The sequence below is a fragment of the Pseudomonas sp. NBRC 111143 genome, from assembly GCF_001320965.1.
In the GTDB taxonomy this organism is placed as follows: Bacteria; Pseudomonadota; Gammaproteobacteria; order Pseudomonadales; family Pseudomonadaceae; genus Aquipseudomonas; species Aquipseudomonas machongensis.
Genome location: NZ_BCBT01000074.1, coordinates 1 through 25,863, shown reverse-complemented (window position 1 = coordinate 25,863; position 25,863 = coordinate 1). Strand labels below are relative to the sequence as shown.

25 protein-coding genes and 1 pseudogene are annotated in these 25,863 nt (G+C 63.4%); 14 read left to right on the top strand and 12 right to left on the bottom strand.

All coding sequences use genetic code 11. The features are described 5' to 3' along the window. Positions 1-45: 45 nt before the first annotated feature. Both APH44_RS26830 and APH44_RS26825 read right to left on the bottom strand, forming a co-directional pair. On the bottom strand, positions 46-1,083 hold the full coding sequence (locus APH44_RS26830; protein WP_054895341.1) for a catalase family peroxidase: 1,038 nt from the start codon (positions 1,081-1,083) through the stop codon (positions 46-48). Between the two features lie 40 nt (positions 1,084-1,123). Further along, entirely contained in the window at positions 1,124-2,074 is a 951-nt protein-coding gene (locus APH44_RS26825; protein ID WP_082420931.1) for an anti-sigma factor, read from the bottom strand. Positions 2,075-2,414: 340 nt separating this feature from the next. Between APH44_RS26825 and APH44_RS26820 the strand changes: the two genes are divergently transcribed. After that, a complete protein-coding gene (locus APH44_RS26820; protein WP_218187348.1) occupies positions 2,415-2,960 on the top strand; it encodes an RNA polymerase sigma factor in 546 nt (181 codons plus the stop codon). A gap of 344 nt (positions 2,961-3,304) precedes the next feature. Then, entirely contained in the window at positions 3,305-3,823 is a 519-nt protein-coding gene (gene sodC, locus APH44_RS26815) for a superoxide dismutase family protein (RefSeq protein ID WP_054895340.1), read from the top strand. A gap of 131 nt (positions 3,824-3,954) precedes the next feature. On the opposite strand, the gene APH44_RS26810 is transcribed toward sodC, so the two are convergent. Together APH44_RS26810 and APH44_RS26805 are read right to left on the bottom strand one after the other, a co-directional pair. Next, positions 3,955-5,238, bottom strand: coding sequence for a Zn-dependent hydrolase (locus tag APH44_RS26810; RefSeq protein WP_054895339.1), 1,284 nt, complete (start codon positions 5,236-5,238; stop codon positions 3,955-3,957). A 59-nt stretch (positions 5,239-5,297) separates the two neighbouring features. Next, complete coding sequence (locus APH44_RS26805) at positions 5,298-6,788, bottom strand: NCS1 family nucleobase:cation symporter-1 (protein ID WP_054895338.1); 1,491 nt, start codon at positions 6,786-6,788, stop codon at positions 5,298-5,300. Positions 6,789-7,406: 618 nt separating this feature from the next. Between APH44_RS26805 and hydA the strand changes: the two genes are divergently transcribed. From hydA to preA, 3 genes are all read left to right on the top strand, one after another. Beyond that, positions 7,407-8,846, top strand: a complete 1,440-nt coding sequence (gene hydA, locus APH44_RS26800) for a dihydropyrimidinase (RefSeq protein WP_054895337.1) — start codon at positions 7,407-7,409, stop codon at positions 8,844-8,846. Between the two features lie 131 nt (positions 8,847-8,977). Continuing rightward, positions 8,978-10,345, top strand: a complete 1,368-nt coding sequence (locus APH44_RS26795) for an NAD(P)-dependent oxidoreductase (RefSeq protein ID WP_054895336.1) — start codon at positions 8,978-8,980, stop codon at positions 10,343-10,345. After that, a complete protein-coding gene (preA, locus tag APH44_RS26790; RefSeq protein ID WP_054895335.1) occupies positions 10,346-11,620 on the top strand; it encodes an NAD-dependent dihydropyrimidine dehydrogenase subunit PreA in 1,275 nt (424 codons plus the stop codon). It abuts the gene before it with no gap. Positions 11,621-11,689: 69 nt separating this feature from the next. Here the strand turns inward: preA and APH44_RS26785 are convergent, their stop codons facing one another. After that, positions 11,690-12,310 (bottom strand): TetR/AcrR family transcriptional regulator, encoded by a 621-nt coding sequence (locus APH44_RS26785; protein ID WP_054895334.1) that lies wholly within the window; start codon positions 12,308-12,310, stop codon positions 11,690-11,692. Positions 12,311-12,443: 133 nt separating this feature from the next. Between APH44_RS26785 and APH44_RS26780 the strand changes: the two genes are divergently transcribed. Beyond that, a complete protein-coding gene (locus tag APH44_RS26780) occupies positions 12,444-14,492 on the top strand; it encodes a TonB-dependent receptor domain-containing protein (protein ID WP_054895333.1) in 2,049 nt (682 codons plus the stop codon). Between the two features lie 74 nt (positions 14,493-14,566). Here the strand turns inward: APH44_RS26780 and APH44_RS26775 are convergent, their stop codons facing one another. Further along, positions 14,567-15,631, bottom strand: a complete 1,065-nt coding sequence (locus tag APH44_RS26775; protein WP_054895332.1) for an AI-2E family transporter — start codon at positions 15,629-15,631, stop codon at positions 14,567-14,569. 132 nt (positions 15,632-15,763) lie between these two features. Here APH44_RS26775 and yegQ point away from each other — a divergent pair, with 132 nt between their 5' ends. The 5 genes and pseudogenes from yegQ to APH44_RS26750 all read left to right on the top strand — a co-directional run bounded on the left by yegQ (position 15,764) and on the right by APH44_RS26750 (position 19,429). After that, entirely contained in the window at positions 15,764-17,098 is a 1,335-nt protein-coding gene (gene yegQ, locus APH44_RS26770; RefSeq protein ID WP_054895331.1) for a tRNA 5-hydroxyuridine modification protein YegQ, read from the top strand. A gap of 61 nt (positions 17,099-17,159) precedes the next feature. Next, a pseudogene (locus tag APH44_RS26765) lies at positions 17,160-17,477 on the top strand (copper resistance protein B); the annotation flags it as partial. 12 nt (positions 17,478-17,489) lie between these two features. After that, a complete protein-coding gene (locus APH44_RS26760) occupies positions 17,490-17,918 on the top strand; it encodes a DUF411 domain-containing protein (RefSeq protein ID WP_054895330.1) in 429 nt (142 codons plus the stop codon). Further along, the gene (locus APH44_RS26755) at positions 17,918-18,355 is read left to right on the top strand and encodes a YqaA family protein (protein ID WP_054895329.1); all 438 of its coding nucleotides are present in this window, start codon (positions 17,918-17,920) and stop codon (positions 18,353-18,355) included. The genes APH44_RS26760 and APH44_RS26755 overlap by 1 nt, the downstream gene beginning before the upstream one ends. A gap of 75 nt (positions 18,356-18,430) precedes the next feature. Then, positions 18,431-19,429 carry an alpha/beta fold hydrolase gene (locus tag APH44_RS26750; protein WP_054895328.1) on the top strand — a complete coding sequence of 333 codons (999 nt, stop codon included), beginning with the start codon at positions 18,431-18,433 and terminating at the stop codon, positions 19,427-19,429. Positions 19,430-19,507: 78 nt separating this feature from the next. Here APH44_RS26750 and APH44_RS26745 read toward each other — a convergent pair whose 3' ends face one another. From APH44_RS26745 to APH44_RS26730, 4 genes are read right to left on the bottom strand one after another with little or no spacing between them, the layout of a single operon-like run. Next, positions 19,508-20,089, bottom strand: coding sequence for a DinB family protein (locus tag APH44_RS26745; RefSeq protein ID WP_054895327.1), 582 nt, complete (start codon positions 20,087-20,089; stop codon positions 19,508-19,510). 11 nt (positions 20,090-20,100) lie between these two features. Next, on the bottom strand, positions 20,101-21,201 hold the full coding sequence (zapE, locus tag APH44_RS26740; protein ID WP_371105630.1) for a cell division protein ZapE: 1,101 nt from the start codon (positions 21,199-21,201) through the stop codon (positions 20,101-20,103). A 54-nt stretch (positions 21,202-21,255) separates the two neighbouring features. Then, a complete protein-coding gene (locus tag APH44_RS26735) occupies positions 21,256-22,404 on the bottom strand; it encodes a PQQ-dependent sugar dehydrogenase (RefSeq protein WP_054895326.1) in 1,149 nt (382 codons plus the stop codon). A 25-nt stretch (positions 22,405-22,429) separates the two neighbouring features. Beyond that, a complete protein-coding gene (locus tag APH44_RS26730; RefSeq protein ID WP_054895325.1) occupies positions 22,430-22,750 on the bottom strand; it encodes a hypothetical protein in 321 nt (106 codons plus the stop codon). A gap of 201 nt (positions 22,751-22,951) precedes the next feature. Here APH44_RS26730 and APH44_RS26725 point away from each other — a divergent pair, with 201 nt between their 5' ends. Beyond that, positions 22,952-23,440 carry an LEA type 2 family protein gene (locus APH44_RS26725; protein WP_054895324.1) on the top strand — a complete coding sequence of 163 codons (489 nt, stop codon included), beginning with the start codon at positions 22,952-22,954 and terminating at the stop codon, positions 23,438-23,440. Positions 23,441-23,443: 3 nt separating this feature from the next. On the opposite strand, the gene APH44_RS26720 is transcribed toward APH44_RS26725, so the two are convergent. Continuing rightward, entirely contained in the window at positions 23,444-23,707 is a 264-nt protein-coding gene (locus tag APH44_RS26720) for a hypothetical protein (protein ID WP_054895323.1), read from the bottom strand. 127 nt (positions 23,708-23,834) lie between these two features. Here APH44_RS26720 and APH44_RS26715 point away from each other — a divergent pair, with 127 nt between their 5' ends. After that, a complete protein-coding gene (locus APH44_RS26715) occupies positions 23,835-24,155 on the top strand; it encodes a YqjD family protein (protein ID WP_054895322.1) in 321 nt (106 codons plus the stop codon). A gap of 30 nt (positions 24,156-24,185) precedes the next feature. Here the strand turns inward: APH44_RS26715 and APH44_RS26710 are convergent, their stop codons facing one another. Beyond that, positions 24,186-24,803 carry a tRNA-(ms[2]io[6]A)-hydroxylase gene (locus APH44_RS26710; RefSeq protein WP_054895321.1) on the bottom strand — a complete coding sequence of 206 codons (618 nt, stop codon included), beginning with the start codon at positions 24,801-24,803 and terminating at the stop codon, positions 24,186-24,188. 152 nt (positions 24,804-24,955) lie between these two features. Here APH44_RS26710 and APH44_RS26705 point away from each other — a divergent pair, with 152 nt between their 5' ends. Then, on the top strand, positions 24,956-25,819 hold the full coding sequence (locus tag APH44_RS26705; RefSeq protein WP_054895320.1) for a universal stress protein: 864 nt from the start codon (positions 24,956-24,958) through the stop codon (positions 25,817-25,819). The last annotated feature ends 44 nt before the right edge of the window (positions 25,820-25,863 follow it).

The following is a 25,863-nucleotide window of genomic DNA, read 5'->3' as shown; positions in this document are numbered from 1 at the left end:
AGCTTGTCCCGCGACAGGGCCACCACAGGCACCGCAACTGGCGAGCTACTGCCCCGCCATCTCCCGCACCCGGCGCCGGTGCGATTCGGCATAGGCCGCCCCGCGTGCCTGCAACAGCGGGTCGTCCGAGGGGGTGATGCCAGGTGGCAATATCAACGGGTTGAAATCGATGTCGCGGCACGGGCCGTCCATCTGCGGCTGCTGGGCGTCGATCACCAGCACCCCGGCATCGATCTCCTGGTGACCTGGCTGAGTCCACAACTGCGTGGCATCGTTGACCGGGTCGCCCGGCAACGCCGGGGTGAGGATCAGGTGCCAGCGCAGCGGCCCCTCGGCCAGGCGCGAGGCCAGGCCATAGGACAACATGTCGGGGTCGTTCTGCGCGATCTGCTCATCGCTCAGCGGCGCATAGGGCGTTTCTGGTTGCAGACGCCAGCGCACCAGGTGCTCTTGCCCGTCTGCGGCATTGAAGCGAAAGGCGTTGACGCTGAAGTACGCCGCGTTGTCGAACCCCGTCGATGGCCGGTGCGCAGCCATCCAGTCCTCGAAGGCCTGGCTCTCGGGATGGTCGCGACGAAAATGCCGAATGCGCGCCTCACGACCGTCGGTCGGCACCGAGGCCTGCAATTGCTCCAGCAACGCCTCGGGGGTGCGCACGAAGAACACCGGGCTTGAATTGAGTGCCATGCGCCAGGTTTCCCCACCGTTGCTGATGTCCAGCGCCAGGCTGCGCATGCCCCCTTGGGTATCGTTGACCGACGGGTTACCACCGACCACCGAGAAGCGCCCCGTCACCGGGTAACTGCCAGTGCGCAACAACCCAGTGTTTGCCAGTGCGACACCGCGGCCGTTGCTGTCGAAGCGACCGCTGACGCAGAGGCCCTTGGCGTGATTGCGGCGAAAGCCCGGCTGCGGGCCGGACACCGCTTCGAACGCATCGACCATATGGGCAGCGCCGGCAGGAGAGGATAACGATGAGGGGGCTGCCCAGCTATTGCGCTCGACGAGCAGTGCACAGCCAAGGCCGGCGGACAGGGTCAGGAACAGGGCAAGGAGGACGTGGCGGCGGTACTGAGCAGGCATTCAGGCGATCCAAGAATCCGGTCGCCCGTCACCAGGGTCCTTATTGGCGGATATCGGCGAACCACAACGGCGATGGCAGGCTGGCATTGGCCGTATACAACTGGCCCGAACTGCGGTCCGCGACCACGCGCGCCACGGCATCGAGGTCGACGCCGTCCGGGGCGCCGATCAGCGCGTAGCCTAGCTGAGACTGACGCCAGACCACAACATCCATGCCAGCGACGTTCAACTGGGCGATGGACTGGTCGGGCTTGGGCTCCTTCATCACGCACAGGGCTACCGGATCGCCCTGCTGCGGCAGGTACACCAGTTGGATAAGCGCCTTGTTGTTGAAGCGCAGGCGCTGCACGCGCTTGAAGGTCAGGCCAGCGGCACTGAGGTCTGGCACACGTAACTCGAGGCCGTCGATCTGGCGGATGTCGGCAAGAGTCTTGCGCACATCGTCGGTGTCAGGTGTGACGTAGTTCACCGTGTCGCGGGTGTAAAGTTGCTGGTAGCTGGCAGCCTGCATCACCCAGGGCGAGGCCTGGACCTGGGCGACGCTGGGCGCCTGCAGCGCGCGGTCGGTGTTCAGCGCACCACCGATGAAACCCGCCTGCAGCACCAGGCCGTAGCACACCGCACCGGTGGCGAAGGCCACGGCCAGCCAACCGAACCTGGGGCGACCGAACAGACGGGTGAGCAGGCTTTCGGGCTCGGCTGCCGGACGCGAGGGCGCCGCGCTGGCCGGGGCAGCGTGCCGGGCGATCAACGCATCTACGTTGTGCACCAGGCTGTCAGGGACCGGGGGCAGTGCCTGGCGGGCGAAGGCCTCGGCGTATGGCAGGGCAGACGACATCAACAGCGCGACACGCTCGGCCACTTCGGGCGAAGCGTTCATGAGCTGCTCGATTTCCTCGCACTGTTGCGGCGACAATTCGCCGTCAACATAGGCCATCAGCAGGGCATCATCCGCGACGGTGGTGGTCAATTCCCGGTCTCCGTTATTCATGGTACTTCGCACTTCTGTTACGGCATCGTTGCGGCCTTGTGGGCCGACCTGCGAGCGACGGGGGTAGTCAGCTCGCCATCATATTAATATCACTGAAACAGCCGCAAGCAGCTTTACCTAGCGCTGACAAGTCGGCAAATGCGACACAGCCAGCATTATAAATCGATTTTGAAACGCACTCGGATAGGTTTTTAGCGTAGGTGGTGGCACAATCCGCGCAGTGTATCGGCTCAGCGACAATGAAGTCCAAGACATGCGAGGGAATCCGCCGGCCGGAGCGTACGGCGGCCGCATGAGAAGCAACTGACTTCCAGTCCACCCAGTACAAGAACGAGGAACTATGTCGATCACCGGTGCCGACCTCCCTGCACTGCTCCCTGGCATGTTGCCGCGCCTGTGGGCCTTTGCCCTGCGCCTCTCGGGCGACCGGCACGACGCTGAAGACCTGGTCCAGCTCGCCTGCGTGCGCGCCCTCGAACGTACCCACCAACTGCGGCCGGACACTGCCCCGCTGAGCTGGATGTTCGCCATCGTGCATACCACCTGGATCAACGAGGTGCGCTCGCGCAACGTGCGCAGCCGCTCGCGCTCGGAGTGGAACGACAGCGTCATCGAGTCGGTGACCGACCCTGCCGCGCCCACCCCGGAAACCGATCTGATGCACCAGCAGATCCTCACGGCAGTGAGCAGCCTGCCCGAGGGCCAGCGCGAAGTGATGCTGCTGGTGGCGGTGGAGCGCTTCAGCTACAAGGAAGCCGCCGACATCCTGGAGGTGCCTATCGGCACGGTCATGAGTCGGCTGTCCCGCGCCAGGCAAACGATTGGCACGCTGCTCAATGACACCCCCAGGCCCTCGGCGCCTGGCCGCGACCTGCTGCGCACCTGAACCTTCGTACGCATTGCCAGGCACTTGCATACGCCCTCCTGGAAAACTGCTCGGCAACTTTCGGCCAGTTGATTTTTCATACAGTGCGCCGAAGCCATTATTTTTACAAGTGAAGGGAACTCATCTTGTTATTTATCGTCCTTGTTTCATGAGCCCATACTTTCAGGCAATAAAAACGCCCATAACACTTGCCTCACAGCGTTTATTCCATAGTTTTTTCTGTTTTTTTTAATTACCAATTTTAGTTGGACTCTCGCGCTCAGCCCTTTCTATTCTTGCCCCGCCGGAACAACTTTCAGGTTCCCGCCACCACGCTTTCCTGTCATTGAATTGAAGAGGCAAACATGAAACGACACCTCTGGCTCGCCCTGCTGGGCACCCTGTCCCTCGGCGCCCACGCTGCCACCCTTGATGTACCGGTCAATCTGGTCAGCGCCGATGGCAAAGCACAACCCATCGGTCAGGTCAGCATCAGCGAGTCGACCTACGGGCTGATCTTCACCCCCAAGCTGAACAGCCTGCCCGCAGGCGTGCATGGTTTCCACGTGCATGAGAACGGCAGCTGTGCGCCAGGCATGAAAGATGGCAAGGCAGTGGCGGCGCTGGCCGCGGGCGGTCACTTCGACCCGGCCAAGACCGGCAAGCACCTGGGCCCCTATGGCGATGGCCATCTGGGCGACCTGCCGGCACTCTATGTGAGCGCCGACGGCACCTCCACCTATCCGGTCCTGGCGCCGCGCCTGAAGACGATTTCCGAAATCAAGGGCCACGCCTTGATGATCCATGCCGGTGGCGACAACCACGCCGACATGCCCATGCCCCTGGGCGGCGGCGGCGACCGCGTGGCCTGCGGCGTGATCTGAACCAGGCAGGCGGGGCGTCAGTAATCGCCGCGCTTGCGCAACGCCTGACGCCCGGCCAGCACGGTCACGTCGGCAAGTGGGCATGTCCAGTGCCTGACACCGGCTGAGCCGATGCCAGGCACCGCTCGCAGTCAGGCCGCCAATCGCCCTTGGGCAATGGCCTCCGACGCTGCCAGCATCGCCCGCAGCAACACTGCACAACCCGCCGCCAGATCCTCGGGCGTGGCGTTCTCGATCTCGTTGTGGCTGATGCCGTTCTCGCACGGCACGAAAATCATGCCTGCCGGGCCCAGCTCGGCCAGGAAGATCGCATCGTGCCCTGCCCCGCTGACGATATCCATGTGCGCCAAGCCAAGGCTCTTGGCCGACCCACGCACGGCATCGACACAGTTGCGGTCGAAATACAGCGCCGGGAAATCCGCCGTTGGCGTCAGCTCGAAACTCAGCCCGTGTTTGGCACACGTGCTGTCGATCACTTCACGCACCTCGGCGATCATCGAATCGAGCCGATCTCCCTCAAGGTGACGGAAGTCCAAGGTCATGCGTACCTCACCCGGAATCACGTTGCGCGACCCCGGATACGCCTGCAGGCAACCGACCGTGCCGCAGGCATGTGGCTGATGCTCCAGTGCGGTGCGGTTGACGGCCTCGACCACTGCCGCCGCGCCGACCAGGGCATCCTTGCGCAGGTGCATCGGCGTCGGCCCGGCGTGCGCCTCGACGCCGCGCAGGCTCAGGTCGAACCACTTCTGGCCGAGGGCGCCGAGCACCACGCCGATGGTCTTGCCTTGATCCTCCAGAATCGGCCCCTGCTCGATATGCGCCTCGAAATACGCCCCGACCGGATGCCCCAGCACGGCCCTCGGGCCGGCATAACCGATGGCCTGCAGCGCCTCACCGACGCTGGTCCCCTGGGCGTCGCGCTTGGCCAGCGTCTCTTCGAGGGTGAACTTGCCGGCGAACACCCCCGATCCCATCATGCACGGCGGGAAACGCGAGCCTTCCTCATTGGTCCACACCACCACCTCAAGCGGCGCTTCGGTTTCCACGCCGAGGTCATTCAGGGTGCGGATCACCTCCAGGCCGGCCATCACCCCGAAGCAGCCATCGAACTTGCCGCCAGTGGGCTGCGTGTCGATGTGGCTGCCGGTCATCACCGGTGGCAGCTTGGGGTTGCGTCCGGGACGCCGGGCGAACATGTTGCCGATCGCATCGACGCTGACACTGCAACCTGCGGCCTCGCACCACTGCCGGAACAGGTCGCGGGCCTGGCGGTCCAGGTCGGTCAGCGCCAATCGGCAGACCCCGCCCTTGGGCGTGGCGCCGAGGCGCGCGAGGTCCATCAGCGATTGCCACAGGCGCGCGCTGTCGACATGGCGGTCGGTGGAGTGCAGCACTTCCTTGATCGGTTTCATCGAGACTCTCCTCAGGCGATTTCTTGTTCTGGTGATTCGGCTGTAGCGGCCAGCCAGATTCAGGGTGATGGTTTGGCCAGGCGCGCCGTTCCACGCACCGCGACTCGGCCCAGGACGTAGTACAGCCCCGCCCCCAGCAGCGAACCGGTAAACCAGCCATAGTCGTAGAACCAACTGAAGCTGCTGTTGCCGATCGACATCACGGTCAGCGCCACCGGCACCGCGAACGCCAGGAACCCGATCCAGTTCCAGGCCGGGTACACGTCATCGCGGTACAACCCGGCAAGGTCCAGTTGCTGGCGGCGGATCAGGAAGTAGTCCACCACCATGATCCCGGCAATCGGCCCGAGCAGGCTCGAATAACCCAGTAGCCAGTTGGAATACACGCTCTCAAGGCTCAGGTCGGAAACGATCCAGCCAAGCTTTTTCAGCAATTCGTGCCCCATCAGCGCCAAGCCGATGAACCCGGTCAGCCACACCGCACGGCTGCGCCCGATCAGGCGTGGGGCGATGTTCTGGAAGTCATTGGTCGGTGAGACGATGTTCGCCGCCGTGTTGGTCGACAGCGTGGCGATGATGATCAGCGCCATGGCCAGCGCCACCCAGCCGGGGCTCTGGATACGTCCGATCAGGCTCACCGGGTCCGAGACCGTTTCGCCCACCAGCGATGCCGAGGCGGCGGTCATGATCACGCCCAAGGCAGCGAACAGGAACATGGTCAGCGGCAGGCCAAAGATCTGGCCGAGGATCTGGTCCTTCTGGCTTTTGGCGTAGCGGCTGAAGTCGGGAATATTCAACGACAGCGTGGCCCAGAACCCGACCATCGCCGTCAGCCCCGCGCAGAAATAGCCGACCACGCTGGCCCCCTCCGGGCGCTTGGGCGGCTGGGCCAGCAGTTCGCTCATCGACATGTGCGGCAGCGCCCAGAAGAGCAGGCCTACGCCCACCGCCACCAGCAGCGGTGCCGACAGGGTCTCCAGCCATTTGATCGACTCCGAGCCGCGCAGCACCACCCACAGGTTGAGCAGCCAGAACAGCATGAAGCCGATCACCTCGCCGGTTCCGCCCAGGCTCTTCCAGCCGTCGAACAGCGACCCCAGGAACAGGTGGATGGCAAGGCCGCCGAACATCGTCTGGATACCGAACCAGCCGCAAGCCACCACCGCGCGGATCAGGCACGGCACGTTGGAGCCGAGAATGCCGAACGAGGCGCGCAGCAGCACCGGAAAGGGAATGCCGTACTTGGTGCCGGGGAAGGCGTTGAGGGTCAGCGGTATCAGCACGATGAGGTTGGCCAGCAAGATCGCCAGCAGCGCCTCGCCGACGCTCAGCCCAAAGTAGGCGGTCAGGACCCCGCCGAGGGTGTAGGTAGGGACGCAGATGGACATGCCGACCCACAAGGCGGTGATGTGCCATTTGTTCCAGGTACGCTGGTGCACCTTGGTCGGTGCGATGTCGTGGTTGTAGCGAGGGCTGTCGAGGACATCAGTGCCTTCGGACAGCTCGTACAGCCCGTGCTGCTCGATCACTTGCGATCTGCTCTGTTGCATGGGGCCTTCTCCAGATTGTTCTAGTTATTCGCTCATCGGCTGAATCGATGGCCGGAGTTACACACCTCACCAGTACTGCGCCTCCGGTCCGACCTGGCGGTTGTGGCCGCACTCAAATAGCGTGCCGGATTGGCCCGGGCCAACCCTGCCGGCCACCACCGACTGGAGGTAATTCACTGATTCGCAAGGCATTGATTAGCGCCAGGGAAAGGTACGGTCATGCCTTGCCCTGTCGTCTTGCTGGTGGCGGCCCGCCCTGGCCTGCGCACTCGGTTTCAATCTGGTGCAGCCTGGTTTTTGCGTGGCGTGGTTCGCGCCGGCAAGCCAGGTTTCAAACGGCTGATTTCGCATGGAAAATCTTGACCAAATCTGCTTCTTGTCAAGTGCGTCAAAATGGTGAGCAGCCTGTCCATTTTGGTGATTTATACAGAAAACACTTATATTTCAGTAAGTTATAAAAGTAATAAGCTCATAAAATTTTTTCTTGATCAATCCTTGATCAGCATCTAGATTCCAATCTTGTCAGCGCTGACAGGATTGCAACGCAGCCTCCAGCCGCTGGCACAAAACAATTTCAAGAACCGGCAAAACGACCGGTCAGCCTGCGAGGAAGACGGTATGTCCCTGTTGATCCGTGGCGCCACCGTGGTCACCCACGAAGAAAGCTATCCCGCCGATGTCCTGTGTGCCGACGGCCTGATCCGCGCCATTGGCAAAGACCTCGAAGTGCCCAGCGGTTGCCAGATCCTGGACGGCAGCGGCCAGTACCTGATGCCAGGGGGCATCGACCCGCACACCCACATGCAGTTGCCATTCATGGGCACTGTGGCCAGCGAGGACTTCTTCAGCGGCACCGCCGCAGGCTTGGCCGGCGGCACCACCTCGATCATCGACTTCGTCATCCCCAATCCGCAGCAGTCACTGCTGGAGGCCTTCCACACCTGGCGCGGCTGGGCGCAGAAGTCGGCCAGTGACTATGGTTTTCACGTCGCAATCACCTGGTGGAGCGAGCAGGTCGCCCAGGAGATGGGCGAGCTCGTCGCCCATCACGGTGTGAACAGCTTCAAGCACTTCATGGCCTACAAGAACGCGATCATGGCCGCCGACGACACCCTGGTCGCCAGCTTCGAGCGCTGCCTGCAACTGGGCGCGGTGCCCACCGTGCATGCGGAGAACGGCGAGCTGGTGTACCACCTGCAGAAGAAACTGCTGGCCCAGGGCATCACCGGCCCCGAGGCCCATCCGCTGTCGCGTCCGGCGCAGGTCGAGGGCGAGGCGGCCAGCCGCGCCATCCGTATAGCCGAAACGCTGGGCACCCCGCTGTACCTGGTGCACATCTCCAGCAAGGAAGCACTGGATGAGATCACCTACGCCCGGGCCAAGGGCCAGCCGGTGTATGGCGAGGTACTGCCGGGGCACCTGCTGATCGACGACAGCGTCTATCGCAACCCCGACTGGTCCACCGCCGCCGGCTATGTGATGAGCCCGCCATTCCGTCCGCGCGAACACCAGGAAGCCCTGTGGCGCGGCTTGCAATCGGGCAGCCTGCACACCACCGCCACCGACCATTGCTGCTTCTGCGCCGAGCAGAAAGCCATGGGCCGTGATGATTTCAGCCGCATCCCCAACGGCACCGCCGGCATCGAGGACCGCATGGCGGTGTTGTGGGACGCCGGCGTGAACAGCGGGCGCTTGTCGATGCACGAGTTCGTGGCGCTGACCTCGACCAACACGGCCAAGATCTTCAACCTGTTCCCGCGCAAGGGGGCGATCCGTGTCGGAGCCGACGCCGACCTGGTGCTCTGGGATCCGCAAGGCACACGCACGATTTCTGCCAGCACCCATCACCAGAAGGTCGACTTCAACATCTTCGAAGGTCGCACGGTGCGCGGCATTCCCAGCCACACCATCAGCCAGGGGCGAGTGCTCTGGGCCGATGGCGACCTGCGCGCCGAGCCGGGCGCGGGACGCTATGTGGAAAGGCCCGCCTATCCCTCGGTGTACGAGGTCCTCGGGCGACGGGCCGAGCAGCAGCGGCCGACCCCGGTCAGCCGCTGAGCAGCCCATAACGGCCGGGGGCCGCAACGCCTCCGGCGATAACAATCCAGAGACACCTGTTGACTGCCATCCCAGAACGGACGGGCGAGTAACCGCCGCCTGCACCCATAAAAAAGAGAGAGGCTACAACCGTGATCGACACCCTGAACCACTTGCCGCGCCCGAGGGCCAGCGCCGGGCAGCTCGCCGACGCCTTCACCGACCTCGCCCCTCCCCTGACCGCACGCCAGGCCGCCGTGGAAAGCGCGCGCTGCCTGTACTGCTACGACGCCCCCTGTGTGAATGCATGCCCGAGCGAAATCGACATCCCTTCGTTCATCCACCGCATCAGTGATGAAAACCTGCAGGGCGCCGCCGAGCGGATCCTGTCGGCGAACATCCTCGGTGGTAGCTGTGCCCGCGTGTGCCCGACCGAAATCCTCTGCCAGCAAGCCTGCGTACGCAACAACGCCCAGGAGTGCGCGCCGGTGCTGATCGGCCAGTTGCAACGCTATGCCCTGGACAACGCCGGTTTCAGCGAATACCCCTTCAAGCGCTCGCCCAGCACCGGCAAGCGCATCGCAGTGGTCGGTGCCGGCCCCGCCGGGCTGTCCTGTGCCCATCGCCTGGCCTTGCATGGTCATGACGTGGTGGTCTTCGAGGCGCAGGAAAAGGCTGGCGGCCTCAACGAATACGGCATCGCCCGCTACAAGCTGGTCGACGACTACGCCCAGCGTGAAGTGGAGTTCCTGCTCGGCATCGGCGGCATCGAGCTCCGCCATGGCCAACGCCTGGGTGACAACCTCACCCTCGGCGAGCTGCGTGACCAGTACGACGCGGTATTCCTGGGCCTCGGCCTGAATGCCGTGCGCCAGCTCGGCCTGCCGGACGAAGAGGCCCCTGGCGTACTGGCCGCCACCGACTACATCCGTGAACTGCGCCAGGCCGACGACCTCAGCCAACTGCCGCTGGCCGACCGCTGCCTGGTGATCGGCGCGGGCAATACCGCCATCGACATGGCGGTGCAGATGAGCCGCCTGGGTGCGCGCGAGGTCAACCTCGTCTACCGCCGCGGCGCCGCCGACATGGGCGCCACCGGCCACGAGCAGGACATCGCCAAGGCCAACCAGGTGCGCCTGCATACCTGGGCGCGGCCCGATGCGGTGCTGCTGGATGAGCAGGGCCGGGTGAAGGGGATGCGCTTCGTCCGCACCGAACAGGTCGAAGGAAAACTGGCCGATACCGGCGAAACCTTCGAGCTGCCCGCCGACGCGATCTTCAAGGCCATCGGTCAGTGCTTCGACGACGCAGGGCTCAAGGATCCGGTGGCGGCGCAACTGGCGCGCGATGGCGAACGCATCCGCGTCGACGAACAGATGCGCACCAGCTTGCCTGGCGTCTATGCCGGTGGCGACTGCACCGCCCTTGGCCAGGACCTCACCGTCCAGGCCGTGCAACATGGCAAGCTGGCCGCCGAAGCCATCCATGCCCAACTCATGCTCAATGTGGAGGCAGCGTAAATGGCCGATCTGTCCATCGAATTCGCCGGTATCAAGGCACCCAACCCTTTCTGGCTGGCGTCCGCGCCACCGACCGACAAAGCCTACAACGTGGTTCGCGCCTTCGAGGCGGGCTGGGGTGGCGTGGTCTGGAAAACCCTCGGCGAGGACCCGGCGGCGGTCAACGTGTCGTCGCGCTACTCCGCGCACTTCGGCGCCAACCGCCAGGTGCAGGGCATCAACAACATCGAGCTGATCACCGACCGCTCGCTGGAGATCAACCTGCGTGAAATCACCCAAGTTAAGAAGGATTGGCCCGACCGGGCGCTGGTGGTGTCGTTGATGGTGCCGTGCGTCGAGGAGTCGTGGAAGTTCATCCTGCCGCTGGTCGAAGCCACCGGCGCCGATGGCATCGAACTGAACTTCGGCTGCCCCCACGGCATGCCCGAGCGCGGCATGGGCGCGGCGGTCGGCCAGGTGCCGGAATACGTGGAAATGGTCACCCGCTGGTGCAAGACGTATTGCTCACTGCCGGTGATCGTCAAGCTCACGCCCAACATCACCGACATCCGCCAATCGGCCCGCGCCGCACATCGAGGCGGCGCCGATGCCGTGTCGCTGATCAACACCATCAACTCGATCACCAGTGTCGACCTGGACCGCATGGTCGCCCACCCCATCGTCGGTGACCAGAGCACCCACGGCGGTTACTGCGGCTCGGCGGTCAAGCCGATCGCGCTGAACATGGTCGCCGAGATCGCGCGCGATCCTGAAACCCGTGGCCTGCCGATCTGTGGCATCGGTGGTATCGGCAACTGGCGCGATGCCGCGGAATTCATCGCACTGGGAAGCGGCGCGGTGCAGGTGTGCACGGCGGCGATGTTGCACGGTTTTCGCATCGTCGAAGACATGAAAGATGGCCTGGCGCGCTGGATGGACCAGCACGGACACCGCACCCTGGAAGCCTTCCGCGGCCAGGCCGTACCGCACACCACCGACTGGAAGTACCTGGACATCAACTACAAGTCGGTGGCGCATATCGACCAGGATGCCTGCATCGGTTGCGGACGCTGCCACATCGCCTGCGAAGACACCTCGCACCAGGCCATCGCCAACACCCTGCAGGCCGATGGGACGCACGTCTACAGCGTGATCGAGGCCGAATGCGTGGGCTGCAACCTGTGCCAGATCACCTGCCCGGTTGAAAACTGCATCGACATGGTGGCGCAGGAGACCGGCAAGCCGTACCTGAACTGGACCCAGGATCCGCGCAACCCCTACCGTGAAGCGAGCTGACCTGGGCTGGCCTTCAGATTTTGAACCCTGCAAGATCCCTCGCCGGGGTTGTCAGGCACCCCGGCAGGCTCAAGGCTCCAGCCCGATGCCCCGCAGAATCACGCTGGTCACCGTCTGCACCGCCCGCTCGAACGCCATGTCCGACAGCGGCTGCCCATCATTGAGCAAAGCCACCTGATAACCGAAATCGGCGTAATGCTGGGTCGAAGCCCAGATCATGTAGAGCAGCGCCGACGGCTCGACCGGGAGGATGCGCCCCTCCTCCACCCACCGCCGGATCTTGGCTTCCTTCAACTGCGCCCAAGGCACCAGCGAATCGTCCAGGCTGCCTCCCAGCAGCGGCGCGCCATGGAGGATTTCCTCGGCCCAGACCTTCGAGCCCAGCGGCCGCGAGCGCGAGTGCCCCATCTTGGCGCGGATATAGCTGGTCAGCACGACGCGCGGGTCGTCGAAGCGTTCGAAACAGAGGGCATCCTGCTTCCAGACGTCCAGCAGGTCCTGCAGTACCGCTCGATAGAGTTCGTCCTTGGTACTGAAGTAGTAATGCAGGTTGGAACGCGGCAACTGCGCACGCTCGGCGATGTCGCCCATGGAGGTGACGCCGTAGCCCTGTTCGGCGAACACCTGCTCGGCTGCCTGGAGGATCTTCTCGATATTGCGACGGCGGATCTCGATCTTGTGGTTGGCCATAGGGCGTCCGAAGCGGCTGGAACCTGTCAAGGCTAACACGCAGGCGCAAGGACTGCGCTCTGCAGATCGACCACTGTGCTTCGTCTGACAGTTGTAGCGTCACAACTGCGCACCCGCTCTGGAACCCCTGCCCATGCGTCCGACCCTTCCACTTTCGTTACTGGCCCTGTTGGTCAGCACCGCCACCCATGCCGCCGAGCGCATCGAGCTCGAACAGGTGCTGATCCAGGACCGCCAGCAATCCGAGCAGGAGGCCGCCGCCGAACGATTGCGCGAGATCCCTGGCGCCAGCAACCTGGTGGATATGGAAACCGTCGGCCAGGGACGCGTGGCCAGCAACCAGGATGTGCTGGCCTACCAGCCGGGCGTGTTCGCCCAGTCGGCGGGCAACGACGGGATCAAGCTGTCGATCCGGGGCTCGGGTATCAACCGCGCGCCTGGCGCCCATGGCTCGGGGGTTTACACGATGTTCGACGGCTTGCCGCTGACCGGCCCCGGCGGGACACCCTACGAGCTGTTCGAACCCTTGTGGCTGAGCCGCGCCGAGGTACTGCGCGGCGCCAACGGCTTCGACCAGGGCGCCATGGCTCTGGGCGGTGCGATCAACTACGTGACCCACACCGGCCATGACGCCGCCCCCCTGCAACTGCGCTATGAGGTCGGCAGCCACGGCTACCAGCGCCGGCACATCAGCTCTGGCCAGGTGCTGGGCAACCTCGACTACTACGTGGCGCTGACCGACGCCGAGTACGACGGCTACCAGCGACACAGCAGCGGCAGTGCCAAGGGCATCGCCGCCAATGTCGGCTATCGCTTCAACCCGAATCTGGAAACGCGCTTCTACCTGCGCTACCGGGAAACCGAGAACGACCTGGCCGGGCGTCTGACCAAGGAGCAGATCAAGCACCACCCGCGCGCCGCCAACCCCGCCTACCTCGCCCGCGATGACAGCCGTCCCCAGCCCGGCAGCACCTGGGTGGGCAACAAGACCACCTTCTTCCTCGACGACGACTCACGCCTGGAGGCCGGGCTGGTCTACCACGACTACCCGATGGACCTGCGCGAAGGCCCGATGCGCCTGAAGGTGGCCTACACCGATGTCAGCGGCACGCTCAACTACCTGCGTCGCGACACCTTGTTCGGCCACGAGAGCAAGACCACCGTTGGCTGGCGCACCACCAAGCACCTGCCCAACAGCGGCGCCTCGCAGTTCGCCCGCAATGGCGATGTGTTCGGCCCACGCAGCCGCGACTTCAGCTACCAGGGCTCGGACACCGTGCTGCACCTGGGCAACGATCTGGAGCTGGTCCCCAACCTGTGGCTGACCACGGGCCTTGCCATGATCTACACCCGCCGCGAAAGTGCTGTCACCTTCCCCGCCAACGGCGGCAAGGTCAGCCAGCACGACTGGGACTACGCACCACGCCTGGGCCTGCGCTACGACATCGATCCGCAGACCCAGGTCTACGGCAACCTCAGTCGCTCCGTCGAACCACCGCACCCCTGGTCGTTGATCTGGAGTTCGACCGTTGCAACGCAACCGATCGAGATGCAGAACCAGACGGCCACCACCCTGGAGCTGGGCGCCCGCGGCGACTCGGTGCTGGGGCGCTGGGACCTGGCCTGGTACTACTCGCAGGTGCGTCACGAGCTGCTGGCAGTGGAAATCGTGCCGGGGCAGCCGTTCAAGGAGTTCAACGCCAGCGCCACCGTGCACCAGGGCATCGAAGCTGGTCTGGACAGCACGCTGTGGGAGCAGCCGGGCAGTGGCAAGCTGTCGCTGCGCCAGGCCTATACCTTCAGCGACTTCCATTACCGCGACGATGACCGCTTCGGCGACAACCGTTTGCCGGGCATCCCCATGCATTACTACCAGGCGGAGCTACGTTACGACTGGCCGAGCGGTTTCTACGCCGGGGTGAACACGCAACTGGCCTCCAAGGTGCAGGTGGACTACGCCAACAGCTATCACGCCGATGCCTACGCCCTGCTGGGCGCGCGTCTGGGCTGGGATTCGCCCAAGCGCGACTGGCAGACCTGGCTCGACCTGCGCAACCTGACCAACAAGCGCTACGCCGCGACGGTGACACCAGGGTACGACGATGCCGGGCTGGATGCTGCGCGCTCGACCCCGGGAGAAGGGTTCGGGATGTATGCGGGGGTTTCGTACAGCTTCCGATAGCGATTAGCCGGGGCTAATTGAACTGCACCCTGCAGGAGCAGCATTACGCTGCTCCTGCCCTTGGGTAGATCGAGTCAGGACGGCAACTGCACCTGCGGTGTGGTCTCGGTGAAGATCGTCCAGCTGGAAATGAACAACGCGGCGATCAACGGCCCGATCACGAAGCCGTTGAGGCCGAACACCGCCAGCCCGCCCAGGGTCGACACCAGGATCAGGTAGTCGGGCATGCGCGTATCCTTGCCCACCAGGATCGGGCGCAGCAGGTTGTCCACCAGCCCGATCACCAGCACGCCGAACGCCGTCAGCACGATGCCCTGCCACATCGCGCCGGTCAGCAGGAAATACACCGCAACCGGCCCCCACACGATCCCGGCACCCACCGCAGGCAACAGCGACAAGAACGCCATCAGCACCGCCCACACCAGCGCACTGGGAATATCCAGCACCCAGAAGATCAAGCCGCCCAGCGCGCCCTGGGTGATGGCCACCAACAGGTTGCCCTTCACCGTGGCCCGCACCACACGGTTGAACTTCAGCTGCAAGCGGCGCTTCTGCTGCTCGGGCAGCGGCACGGCCTGACGGACCTTGCGCGCCAGCTCCGGCCCTTCACGCAGGAAGAAGTACAGCAGGTAGAGCATGATGCCGAAGCTCACCAGGAAGTCGAAGGTGCCCTGGCCAAAACTGAAAGCCTGGCTGGCAAGGAACTGGCTACCCTGTGTCGCCCACTTGGTGATCTTGTCGCGCAGGCCATCGAGATTGCCCATGCCCATGCGGTCCAGGCCGTTCTGGGCGAAGTGCGGCAGCATGTCCTTGCCGCGCTCGATGTAGCCGGCGATATCCAGTTGGCCGCTTTCAATGCGCTGGTACAGTGTTGCCCCCTCTTGGACCAGCAGGGCACTGATGATGATCACCGGCAGGATCGCAATCATCAGGCAGGTGGCCAAGGTAGCGCCGGCCGCCAGGTTGCGCCGACGGTTGAAACGCAGCAGCAGGTTGCGCTGCAGCGGTGCGAACAGGATGCCCAGGATCACGGCCCAGAAGATCGCGCCGTAGTACGGCAGCAGTATCCAGAAGAATGCGATGGTGACCAGCGCCAGCAATACGGCCAGGGCTCTGTTCTGTAGAGCAGTTTGATTCATGGGCTTTCCTCGATTGTCCTGGACCTTAGTGCACAGCGTAGAGGCAAAAGTGCCATCAGCAGCGCTTGATCCAGGTCAATACCGCGTTCCGGGCCCGGTCGTAGCATCCGCACCTTTTGCCCCGGTGCCCCCATGAACCCTCTTGCCAAGCCCGAACTGCTGGCCCCCGCCGGCTCGTTGAAGACCCTGCGCTACGCCTTCGCCTATGGCGCCGATGCGGTCTACGCCGGCCAGCCGCGCTACAGCTTGCGGGTGCGCAACAACGAATTCGACCACGCCAACCTGGCCCTGGGCATCCAGGAAGCGCACGCCCTGGGCAAGCGCTTCTACGTGGTGGTCAACATCGCGCCGCACAACGCCAAGCTCAAGACCTTCCTCAAGGACCTGGCGCCCGTGATCGAGATGGCACCCGATGCGTTGATCATGTCCGACCCCGGGCTGATCATGCTGGTGCGCCAGCATTTCCCACAGATGCCCGTGCACCTGTCGGTGCAGGCCAACACAGTGAACTGGGCCAGCGTGCAGTTCTGGCAACAGCTGGGCCTGAGCCGGGTGATTCTGTCGCGCGAGCTGTCGCTGGAAGAGATCGAGGAAATCCGCCAGCAAGTACCTGACATGGAACTGGAGGTCTTCGTCCATGGCGCACTGTGCATGGCCTATTCCGGGCGCTGCCTGTTGTCGGGCTACCTGAACAAGCGCGACGCCAACCAGGGCAGCTGCACCAATGCCTGTCGCTGGAAGTACCAGGCGACCCGGGCAGGGGAAAACGCCACCGGCGACATCGTCCGTGAGTGCGAACCGACCTTGGGCATTGGCGCGCCCACCGAACAGGTGTTCCTGTTGCAGGAGGGCAACCGCCCTGGCGAAGAGATGCCGGCGTTCGAGGACGAACACGGCACCTACATCATGAACGCCAAGGATCTGCGCGCGATACAACACGTAGAGCGCCTGACCCGGATGGGCGTGCACTCGCTGAAGATCGAAGGACGGACCAAGTCGCACTTCTACTGCGCCCGTGCCGTGCAGTCCTACCGCCAGGCGATCGACGACGCCGTCGCCGGTCGACCCTTCGATCGCAGCCTGATGGACAACCTCGAGTCCCTGGCCCAGCGCGGCTACACCGAAGGCTTCCTGCGCCGCCATGTGCACGACGAGTACCAGAACTACCAGCGCGGCAACTCGGTCTCGGAGCGCCAACAGTTCGTTGGCGAACTGACGGGGCTGCGTATCGACGGGCTGGCCGAGGTGAAGGTGAAGAACCGCTTCGCACTGGGCGACACCCTCGAACTGATGACCCCTCGCGGCAACTACCACTTCGAGCTCGACCGGTTGGGTGATCGCCAAGGCCAGGCCATCGAGGTGGCTCCAGGCGACGGGCACCTGGTGTACCTGCCGGTTCCGGAGCAGGTATCGCTCGAATTCGGGCTGCTGATGCGCGACCTGCCTGTGCAGGAGGCCCTGGGCTGACAACGCTGTAATGACAGCCTCAGCTGGCTGACAGGAACGGTGGTGGATCATCGGGCTATTAGCCTATGCCGGCGAGCGACAGCAGACCGCGCTGCGCCTGGAGGCCAGTTACGCTATGCTGCTGACCAATCGCTGGATCCTCGAACCGAACATCGAAGCCAACTTCTTCGGCCGTAACGACGCCGGGCGCGAACAAGGTTCGGGGCTGGCCGAAAGCTAAGTTGGCCTGCGCCTGCGCTATGAAATCACCCGCAGCTTCGCGCCCTATGTCGGCGTCAGTTTCAACCGCGTGCACGGTACACGCGCCGACCAGGCCCGTGAGGACGGCGACGACCCCGCGCAGACCCGTCTGGTCGCAGGTGTGCGCCTGCGTTTTTGAAGGAGTTCGACCATGCTACACAAACACCTGATGGCCTTTGGACTGCTGGCAATCAGTGGCCTGGCCCAGGCCGCCGACGTCATCGATGTCTACCGCGACCCCAACTGCGGCTGCTGCAAACAGTGGATCAGCCATCTGCGCGACAACGGTTTCACGGTCAACGACCATGTCGAGCCGAACATGAGTGCGGTCAAGCAGCGCCTGGGCGTCGCACCACGCCTGGCGTCTTGCCACACCGGCGTGATCGACGGCAAGTTCGTCGAGGGGCATGTGCCCGCCGAACAGGTGCGCCTGCTGGCCAAACGCAGCGATCTCAAGGGGCTGGCCGTGCCAGGTATGCCCATGGGCTCACCTGGCATGGAAATGGGTGACCACAAGGATGCCTATCAGGTCATCGGCCTGACCCAGGACGGCCAGGACACTGTGGTTGCCGAATACTGATGCTCAGTCTCTGGGCGCTGTTTCTCAGCGCCTTTGGCGCGGCCACCTTGCTGCCGCTGCAGTCCGAGGCGGTGCTGGTCGGCTTGCTCCTGCGCGACCCCGACGCCTGGCTCACGCTGTTGCTGGTAGCGACCCTGGGCAACGTGCTCGGCTCGCTGGTCAACTGGCTGCTGGGCCGAGCGATCGAGCGCTTTCGCGAAAAACGCTGGTTTCCGTTCAGCGCCAGCCAGCTGCAAAGTGCGCAACGACGCTACCAACGCTGGGGGCAGTGGTCGCTGTTGCTGAGCTGGATGCCCGTGATCGGCGATCCACTGACCCTGATCGCAGGCATCATGCGCGAACCATTCTGGCGCTTCCTGCTACTGGTCACCCTGGCCAAGGCCGGACGTTACCTGGTGGTCGCGATGATCACCCTGGGCTGGTTTCACAACGGGTAACACCTTTCACGGTTCCGAAGGTCAACTGACTGCTACAGTCGCCTTTTCCTACTTGAACCTACACGGAGTACCCCGATGCTGCGCGCAACCGCCCTGGCCCTGGCCTGCCTCGTCGGCAGCTCGGCCATCGCCGCCGAGTCGCCCACCTACGGCAAACAGCTCGAAGGTTTCACCTACCCTCACCCGCTCAAGCACTTCGCTCTCACCTCCCAGGGCCAAGCCCTGCAGATGGGCTACATGGATGTCCCTGCGCAGGGCAAGGCCAATGGTCGCAGCGTAGTGCTGATGCATGGCAAGAACTTCTGCGCCGCCACCTGGGAAACCACCATCGATGCCCTGAGCAAGGCCGGCTATCGGGTCATCGCCCCGGACCAGATCGGCTTCTGCACCTCGAGCAAGCCGGAGCACTACCAGTACAGCTTCCAGCAACTGGCCGACAACACCCATGCACTGCTTCAACAGCTTGGCATCGACAAGGTCAACGTGCTGGGCCACTCCACCGGTGGCATGCTCGCCACCCGCTATGCGCTGATGTACCCACAGCAGGTGGAGCGACTGGCCATGGTCAATCCGATCGGCCTGGAAGACTGGAAAGCCCTGGGCGTGCCCTATCGCAGTGTCGATCAATGGTATCAGCGTGAACTCAAGCTCGATGCCGAAGGCGTGCGCAACTACGAGCGCAACACCTACTACGCCGGGCGCTGGAAACCGGAATACGAGCGATGGGTACAGATGCTGGTGGGCTTGAACAAAGGGCCAGGGCACGAGGCGGTGGCATGGAACTCGGCGCTGATCTACGACATGATCTTCACACAGCCTGTGGTCTATGAGTTCAAGGACTTGAAGATGCCGACGCTGTTGCTGATCGGCGACAAGGATACTACCGCCATCGGCAGCGACATCGCCCCGCCAGAGGTCAAGGCCCGCCTGGGCAAATACGCAGAGCTCGGACCGCAGGTGGCCAAGCTGATTCCCCAGGGGCAACTGGTCACCTTCGCGGGCATGGGACATGCCCCACAAATCGAGGAACCTGAAGCGTTCCACAAAGCCTTGATCAACTGGTTGCAGCAGTAGCTCTCGCCTTGCGGCAAGCTGGGAGCGGCCTTCTACGGCCACAAGGCCGCTCCTGAACAGATGGCGCGGGCAGAGCTGTCAGGCCCGCCAGACCTGCTCTTCGCTCCACCCCAGTTCGGCAAAATCATCCGTACGCAGGGGCGCTTCCTCCTCGCAGAAGAATTCGTCCAGCTGCGGCGGGCGCACCGAGGTGTCGCTGAGCATCGCATGCACCTGCCCGCGGTGATGGATCTGGTGTTCGAACAGGTGCGCGAGCAGGCGCAGGCGCTGCTCGCGCTGGACCCGGTCAGGCCGCACGATACTCACATAGCGTCGCAACTGGTCGTCACGCAACAGTCGGCAATATGCGATCAGGCGCTGGTCGGCCTGGGCCTGCTGGGCATGCAGGTCGGTGCAGGTAGCAAACGGCTGTTCAGGCTCGAAGAAGCGCTCGCCATCCGACTCGGGGGCTTCACCGCGCTGCTCGCACTCCAGGGCATTGAGGTAGAACCAGTCCACCGTCAGCAGGTGATTGAGCGTGGCCTTGATCGAGGGAAAAAAGCTGCAACGGGGGGCGACGAACTCGTCGTGGTTCAGTTGCAGGCATGCCTTGTACAGGCGATGGTTGGCCCACCCATTGTTGTAGGCCTGGGTCAGCAGATGGTGCGACAGCAGCTCCATGGTCGGCTCCTTCAGGCGAAGCGTTGCAGTTGCATCTCCCGCAGCCGGCTCAGGGTCCGCCTGAACGGGAACGCCAGATACCCTTGAGTGTAGAGCGCTTCGAGCGCAACCTCCGCTTCCAGGTACAAGGCGACCCGACGGTCGTAGCATTCGTCGACCAACGCGATGAAGCGCCGCACACTGTCATCGCGGGGCGACAGCGCCGGTAACTGGCGATCACCGGCCACTACACGCCGGGCGCCGTCCTCGGTTCCGCGGGCGATGCGCCCGGCACGTTGCACCCCGCCCAGTGCTGGCAGCCCCTCCAGCAGGATGGCCGTATAGCGGTCACACAGGGCCATGAACTCAGTCGCCGCCAGCGGTTGCTCGCACAGGTCGGCGAAGCGGCACCAGATCACCTGCTCGCTGCGTCGAATCACCTGGATCTGCCGCGAACCGACCTGCAACGGTTGGTCGGTGCCGGGGTCATCCGCGCTCAGTTGCCGGAATACCTCGACCATTGCGCCGGGCTTGCCCGCCTCGGCAATCCAGTAGCGCTGGCGATGTTCGCCGGGGTGCAGGCGGTGGTCCTGTTCACCAGCCACGGAAACGATCTGCATGTGCCGCTGGATCGCGGCGATGGCCGGCAAGAAGCGCTCCCGATTGAATCCGTCGAGATACAGCTGGTCGGGCGGCTGGTTGGACGTAGCGACGATGACCACCCCCTGCTCGAACAGCACCTGAAACAGGCGCCCCAGGATGATCGCGTCGCCAATATCACTGACAAACAGCTCATCGAAGCACAGTACGCGGATATCCCTGGCCAGCGCTTGGGCCAACGCATGCAGTGGGTCGGCAGTGCCAGCCAGCAAAAACAGACGCTGGTGCACCCAGGCCATGAAGTGATGAAAATGCTGTCGCCGGGAAGGAACCGCAAGGCACTGCTGGAACTGATCCATCAACCAGGTCTTGCCACGTCCGACCGGGCCCCACAGGTAGACGCCCTGGCCGCTGCGCCCCTGCTCCAGCACCTCGAAGCAATGCTGCAGGGCGGCAACGGCCTCAGCCTGTGCAGGGTCGGCGGCAAAGCCTTGCTGCAGGATGGCTTGCTGATAAAGGGCGTAGGGCGTCATGGCGATGGGTCGTGGGCAAATCGCCATGGTAATGGGGGTTTCCCGGATCCGCCATCAACTCCCGCTCAGGCCTACCTTGAGCAGCGCCCCATCCTTGGCGTCGGTCAGCACGTAAAGGTAACCGTCCGGCCCCACTCGCACATCACGAATACGCGCCTTGAGTTCCCCCAACAGGCGCTCTTCGTGGACGATTTTGTCACCGTCGAGCTGCAGACGAATGAGCTCTTGGGTGGCCAAAGCCCCGATGAACAGGTTGTGATCCCAGGCCTTGAAGGTCGGGCTGTCGTAGAAGGCCATGCCACTGATACCTGGGGACTTCTCCCACACATGGTGCGGATCTTCCATACCCTGGACATGCTTGCCCTTGGCCTCGGGGATAGGCAGCAGCGAGTAGTTGATGCCATGGGTCGCGATCGGCCAACCGTAGTTCTTGCCTGCCTGGGGAATGTTGATCTCATCGCCGCCGCGTGGGCCATGCTCGTGGGTCCAGAGCTTGCCTGTCCAGGGGTTGAGCGCCGCGCCTTGCTGGTTGCGGTGCCCGTACGACCAGATTTCCGGGCGCACATTTTTCTGGCCGACGAAGGGGTTGTCCTTGGGCACCTCGCCATCAGGCAGGATGCGGACCAGCTTGCCCTGCAACTTGTCCAGGTCCTGGGCGGTGGGGCGCTGGTTGTTCTCGCCCAAGGCAATGAACAGATACCCCTCGCGGTCGAACACCAGTCGCGAACCAAAGTGGTTACCGTCAGACAGCTTGGGTTGCTGGCGGAAGATCACGGTGAAGTTTTCCAGGCGCGCACGGTCCTGCGACAGCTGGCCACGTCCGACCGCCGTGCCTGCCTTGCCGTCCGCGCCCTCCTCGGCATACGACAGGTAGACCGTGCGATCCTGGTTGAACTCCGGCGAAAGCACCACATCCAGCAGACCGCCCTGCCCTTGCGCCCAGACCTTGGGCACCCCTGACAGCGGCGGCCCGACCTTGCCTTCGGCCCCGACGATGCGCAGGTTGCCTGAGCGCTCGGTGACGAGCATATCCTTGCCCCCCGGCAGGAATACCAAAGCCCACGGGTTGACCAGGCCATCGGCAACGGTACTGACGGTCAACTGCCCTTCTTCGCTCGGAAACTGCTTGTCGCCGGCAGCCTGCGCCAATAGCGGGAACAGCGCTGCTGCAGCCAGGGTGGTCATCCAGATACGTGACGTCATTCAGGGGTCCTTCCAGTCAAGAGGCTCAGGGCGCACGTTGTGAATCGCGCGGTGGCCGAGTGGGTTGCAGATTCGGGGTCTGTTGTTGACGGCGCAGGTTGTCACCGTTGCCGATGCCGCGGTTGTCCAACGCAGGTGGCCGCACAATCGGTTGGGTCGAGGGACCGCGTACCGGCGGCGTCGCAGGCACACTGCCTTGGCGGCTATTGGGGTTGGCGCGCTGAATCGGACTGTTGTAGGGATTATTGCGGTCGCTGGCGGCAAGCAAGGGCATCTGCACGGGGGCCGCGTGCGCGGGAAGGCACAGCAGCAGGCTGATGGCGAGGAAAGGCAGTGTAGGTTTCATCCTTCATCTCCGGTACGAAAAGTCGCGCCCAAGCGTTGGATAGCCTAAGGCGCTTCAGGTTCGCGACAAAAGCATGAAAACCAATGGAGTTGATTCGTGATGTTTCCTTCAGGCCGGAAGCGCTCGGGGCGACAGCGAGGGTTTCACCGATGGACTGTATTTGCCACACTCAAGGGCCCTCTACAGCCAAGGCCCCCTGACATGACCGCCTGCTTGCGTAACTCAGCCCGACTGTGCCTGGCCCTGCTGCTGGCCCTCGCTCTCAATGCCTGCGCACTGCTGCAAAACCGCGATCCGCTGAACATCAATGTCATCGGTATCGAACCCCTGCCCGGGCAGGACCTGGAGTTGCGCATGGCAGTGAAGATACGCGTGCAGAACCCCAACGAGACGCCGGTGGACTTCAACGGTATTGCACTGAACCTGGAAGTGAACGATCAACCGTTGGCGGCAGGTGTCAGCGACCAGCGCGGGCATATCGGCCGTTATGACGAGGCGGTGATCGTGGTCCCGGTGAGCATCACCGCATTTTCGTTCTTGCGCCAGGCGTATGGTCTCAGCCAAACCCAATCGCTACAGGGATTGCCCTATGTGCTGCGCGGGAAGCTGGCCGGCGGACCGCTGGGTACGGTGCGCTTCACCGATAAAGGCAAGCTCGATCTGCCGCAGCCTGGGGGTGCAGGCTGGTGAGGATCAGCGGTTGGCGCTGGCTGCCGCCATCATCTTGTTGACTTCGCTGCGAACCATGTCGGCGAACTCCGGGGGCGACATACCCTCCAGCTCTGCACGGACCCATTCGGCCCACTTGCCCTTGCGTCGGGGTTTCTCGGCGATCATTCGGGCTGCTTCACCCTTGGCCTTGCCGAGGTTGCTTTGCCAAAGCTGAAACAGTCGGGCTTTTTCCGCCTCGATCTGCGCGCGTTCGGCGAAATCTCTGTTGGCCAGATTGAAACTCATGGTCTTTCCTGCCGCTTGAAAATGAGCGCTATCTTACACCTAGCGGCGAGGCGCTGGTATGCCGGTGCAACTTTCGACGCACGCCGTTATCCACTGTACAAGTCAATCCATCTACGAGGACGTGTTCATGGCCAGGAAATCCACCGCAACAGTCGACAGCGATCAGATCAAGGACCAGGTATTCAGTGAGCTGCAGGCCTTGATCGAGGAGTCCGAAAAGCTTCTCGACGACAGCGCCTCACTGGTGGGCGAAGAAGCCGACACCTTGCGCGCCCAGCTTGGCCTGAAGCTGCGTCAGGCACGCCAGGCCACCAGTCGTCTGGGGCAGAAGGCACAGCCGGTGGTAGATGCCACGCAGGAGTACATTGGTGGTCATCCGTGGCAGACCGTCGCGATTTCCGCAGGTTTCGGGCTGGTGGTCGGCTTGCTGCTCGGCCGTCGTCAGTAAGCTGACGCGCCCCCGCGGGCCCGCTCGCCCTCAGGCGGGCTGGGCCATCGGGATGCCGCTGTGAAAGCGCATCTCCATATCTGGCGAGCTGATCAGTTCGGCTTCCACTTCCCTCACCTTCTCCACCACCCGCGCGATATCAGCTTGTTCACCATAGTGGTGCGCCAGTTTCAGGTAGCCCTGGTAATGACGTGCCTCACTCTTGAGCAGGCCGTGGTAGAAGGTGCCAAGCTCCTCATCCAGGTGTGGCACCAGCGCTGCGAAACGCTCACAGCTGCGCGCCTCGATAAAAGCGCCGACGACCAGGGTATCGACCAGCTTGACCGGCTCGTGAGCACGCACGACGCGGCGCAAGCCCGAGGCATATCGTCCTGCCGACACAGGCCGCAGGGGGACGCCACGACGCTTCATCAGACGCAGAACCTGTTCATGGTGCACCAGTTCCTCACGAGCCAGGCGCGACATCATGTTGATCAAGTCCAGATGAGTGTTGTACTTGGCGATCAGGCTGAGCGCGGTGCTGGCGGCCTTGAACTCGCAGTTCTTGTGGTCGATCAGCAGGGTTTCCTGGTCGGCGAGCGCCGCTTCGATCCAGGCGTCAGGCGTAGGGCAGCCAAGGAAGGCGTCGATTTCAGGGGTCAGGGACATAAGCTCACAGCTGGGTAGCATCGCAGGAGCGCGGATTATACCGAGGGCGATGCCGATCGCCAGCGACTATGCTTGATACACGTCAAACGGCGCGACACAGACCGCCGACTATAGTCAGGCATTGGCCTTCATATCCCAACGGAGTCATGCCCATGCAAGCCGTTCGCAGCATCCTCGTCGTACTCGACCCCGAGCACGCCCACAGCCGGGCCTTGACCCGGGCCAAGCTGATCGCCGGGGTGACCGGCGCACGCCTGCATCTGCTGATGTGCGACAAGAAGCAGGACCATAGCGCCCTGCTCAGCCTGCTCAGTAGCCAACTGCATGATGATGGCTACGACAATGTCACCCATGAGCAGGCCTGGCATGACACGCTGCATGAGTCGATTATCAGTGTGCAGCAAGCCGAAGGGTGCGAACTGGTGATCAAGGAGCATCGTCCGGACAATCCGCTGCGCAAGGCGCTGCTCACACCCAGCGACTGGAAACTGTTGCGCCAATGCCCCTGCGCCGTGCTGATGGTCAAAAGCGAACGGCCCTGGACCGGCGGCAAGATCCTCGCAGCGGTGGATGTGGGGAATCAGGACGGGGATCATCGGCGGCTACATGCCAGCATCATCGACCATGGCTATGCGATCGCCAGCCTGGCCAAAGGCGAGCTGCATGTGATCAGCGCTCATCCCTCGCCGATGCTGTCGGCGTCCGACCCGGTGTATCAGCTCAGCGAAACCATCGAAAAACGCTACCGCGAAGCGTGCTCGGCATTCCAGGCGGAGTTCGATATCAGCGAAGATCGCCTGCATGTCGCCGAGGGGCCTGCCGATGTACTGATTCCCTATACCGAGAAACAGATCGATGCGGTGGTCACCATCGTCGGTACCGTGGCGCGCACGGGGATATCTGGCGCCTTGATCGGCAACACCGCCGAGGTGGTGCTTGATTCACTCGAGGGGGATGTACTGGTGCTCAAGAGCGAGGAGGCCACGACGCATCTGGCCGAGTTGGCGCGCGGTTGATTGCGATACAGATCGGTTTTTCAGTCGCTGTTTTGGACGGCCAG

Bases quoted from the DNA above. Each gene is read 5' to 3' on its own strand.
- APH44_RS26830 (WP_054895341.1), bottom strand. From the start codon at position 1,083: ATGCCTGCTCAGTACCGCCGCCACGTCCTCCTTGCCCTGTTCCTGACC.
- APH44_RS26825 (WP_082420931.1), bottom strand. From the start codon at position 2,074: ATGAATAACGGAGACCGGGAATTGACCACCACCGTCGCGGATGATGCC.
- APH44_RS26820 (WP_218187348.1), top strand. From the start codon at position 2,415: ATGTCGATCACCGGTGCCGACCTCCCTGCACTGCTCCCTGGCATGTTG.
- sodC (WP_054895340.1), top strand. From the start codon at position 3,305: ATGAAACGACACCTCTGGCTCGCCCTGCTGGGCACCCTGTCCCTCGGC.
- APH44_RS26810 (WP_054895339.1), bottom strand. From the start codon at position 5,238: ATGAAACCGATCAAGGAAGTGCTGCACTCCACCGACCGCCATGTCGAC.
- APH44_RS26805 (WP_054895338.1), bottom strand. From the start codon at position 6,788: ATGCAACAGAGCAGATCGCAAGTGATCGAGCAGCACGGGCTGTACGAG.
- hydA (WP_054895337.1), top strand. From the start codon at position 7,407: ATGTCCCTGTTGATCCGTGGCGCCACCGTGGTCACCCACGAAGAAAGC.
- preA (WP_054895335.1), top strand. From the start codon at position 10,346: ATGGCCGATCTGTCCATCGAATTCGCCGGTATCAAGGCACCCAACCCT.
- APH44_RS26785 (WP_054895334.1), bottom strand. From the start codon at position 12,310: ATGGCCAACCACAAGATCGAGATCCGCCGTCGCAATATCGAGAAGATC.
- APH44_RS26780 (WP_054895333.1), top strand. From the start codon at position 12,444: ATGCGTCCGACCCTTCCACTTTCGTTACTGGCCCTGTTGGTCAGCACC.
- APH44_RS26775 (WP_054895332.1), bottom strand. From the start codon at position 15,631: ATGAATCAAACTGCTCTACAGAACAGAGCCCTGGCCGTATTGCTGGCG.
- yegQ (WP_054895331.1), top strand. From the start codon at position 15,764: ATGAACCCTCTTGCCAAGCCCGAACTGCTGGCCCCCGCCGGCTCGTTG.
- APH44_RS26760 (WP_054895330.1), top strand. From the start codon at position 17,490: ATGCTACACAAACACCTGATGGCCTTTGGACTGCTGGCAATCAGTGGC.
- APH44_RS26755 (WP_054895329.1), top strand. From the start codon at position 17,918: ATGCTCAGTCTCTGGGCGCTGTTTCTCAGCGCCTTTGGCGCGGCCACC.
- APH44_RS26750 (WP_054895328.1), top strand. From the start codon at position 18,431: ATGCTGCGCGCAACCGCCCTGGCCCTGGCCTGCCTCGTCGGCAGCTCG.
- APH44_RS26745 (WP_054895327.1), bottom strand. From the start codon at position 20,089: ATGGAGCTGCTGTCGCACCATCTGCTGACCCAGGCCTACAACAATGGG.
- zapE (WP_371105630.1), bottom strand. From the start codon at position 21,201: ATGACGCCCTACGCCCTTTATCAGCAAGCCATCCTGCAGCAAGGCTTT.
- APH44_RS26735 (WP_054895326.1), bottom strand. From the start codon at position 22,404: ATGACGTCACGTATCTGGATGACCACCCTGGCTGCAGCAGCGCTGTTC.
- APH44_RS26730 (WP_054895325.1), bottom strand. From the start codon at position 22,750: ATGAAACCTACACTGCCTTTCCTCGCCATCAGCCTGCTGCTGTGCCTT.
- APH44_RS26725 (WP_054895324.1), top strand. From the start codon at position 22,952: ATGACCGCCTGCTTGCGTAACTCAGCCCGACTGTGCCTGGCCCTGCTG.
- APH44_RS26720 (WP_054895323.1), bottom strand. From the start codon at position 23,707: ATGAGTTTCAATCTGGCCAACAGAGATTTCGCCGAACGCGCGCAGATC.
- APH44_RS26715 (WP_054895322.1), top strand. From the start codon at position 23,835: ATGGCCAGGAAATCCACCGCAACAGTCGACAGCGATCAGATCAAGGAC.
- APH44_RS26710 (WP_054895321.1), bottom strand. From the start codon at position 24,803: ATGTCCCTGACCCCTGAAATCGACGCCTTCCTTGGCTGCCCTACGCCT.
- APH44_RS26705 (WP_054895320.1), top strand. From the start codon at position 24,956: ATGCAAGCCGTTCGCAGCATCCTCGTCGTACTCGACCCCGAGCACGCC.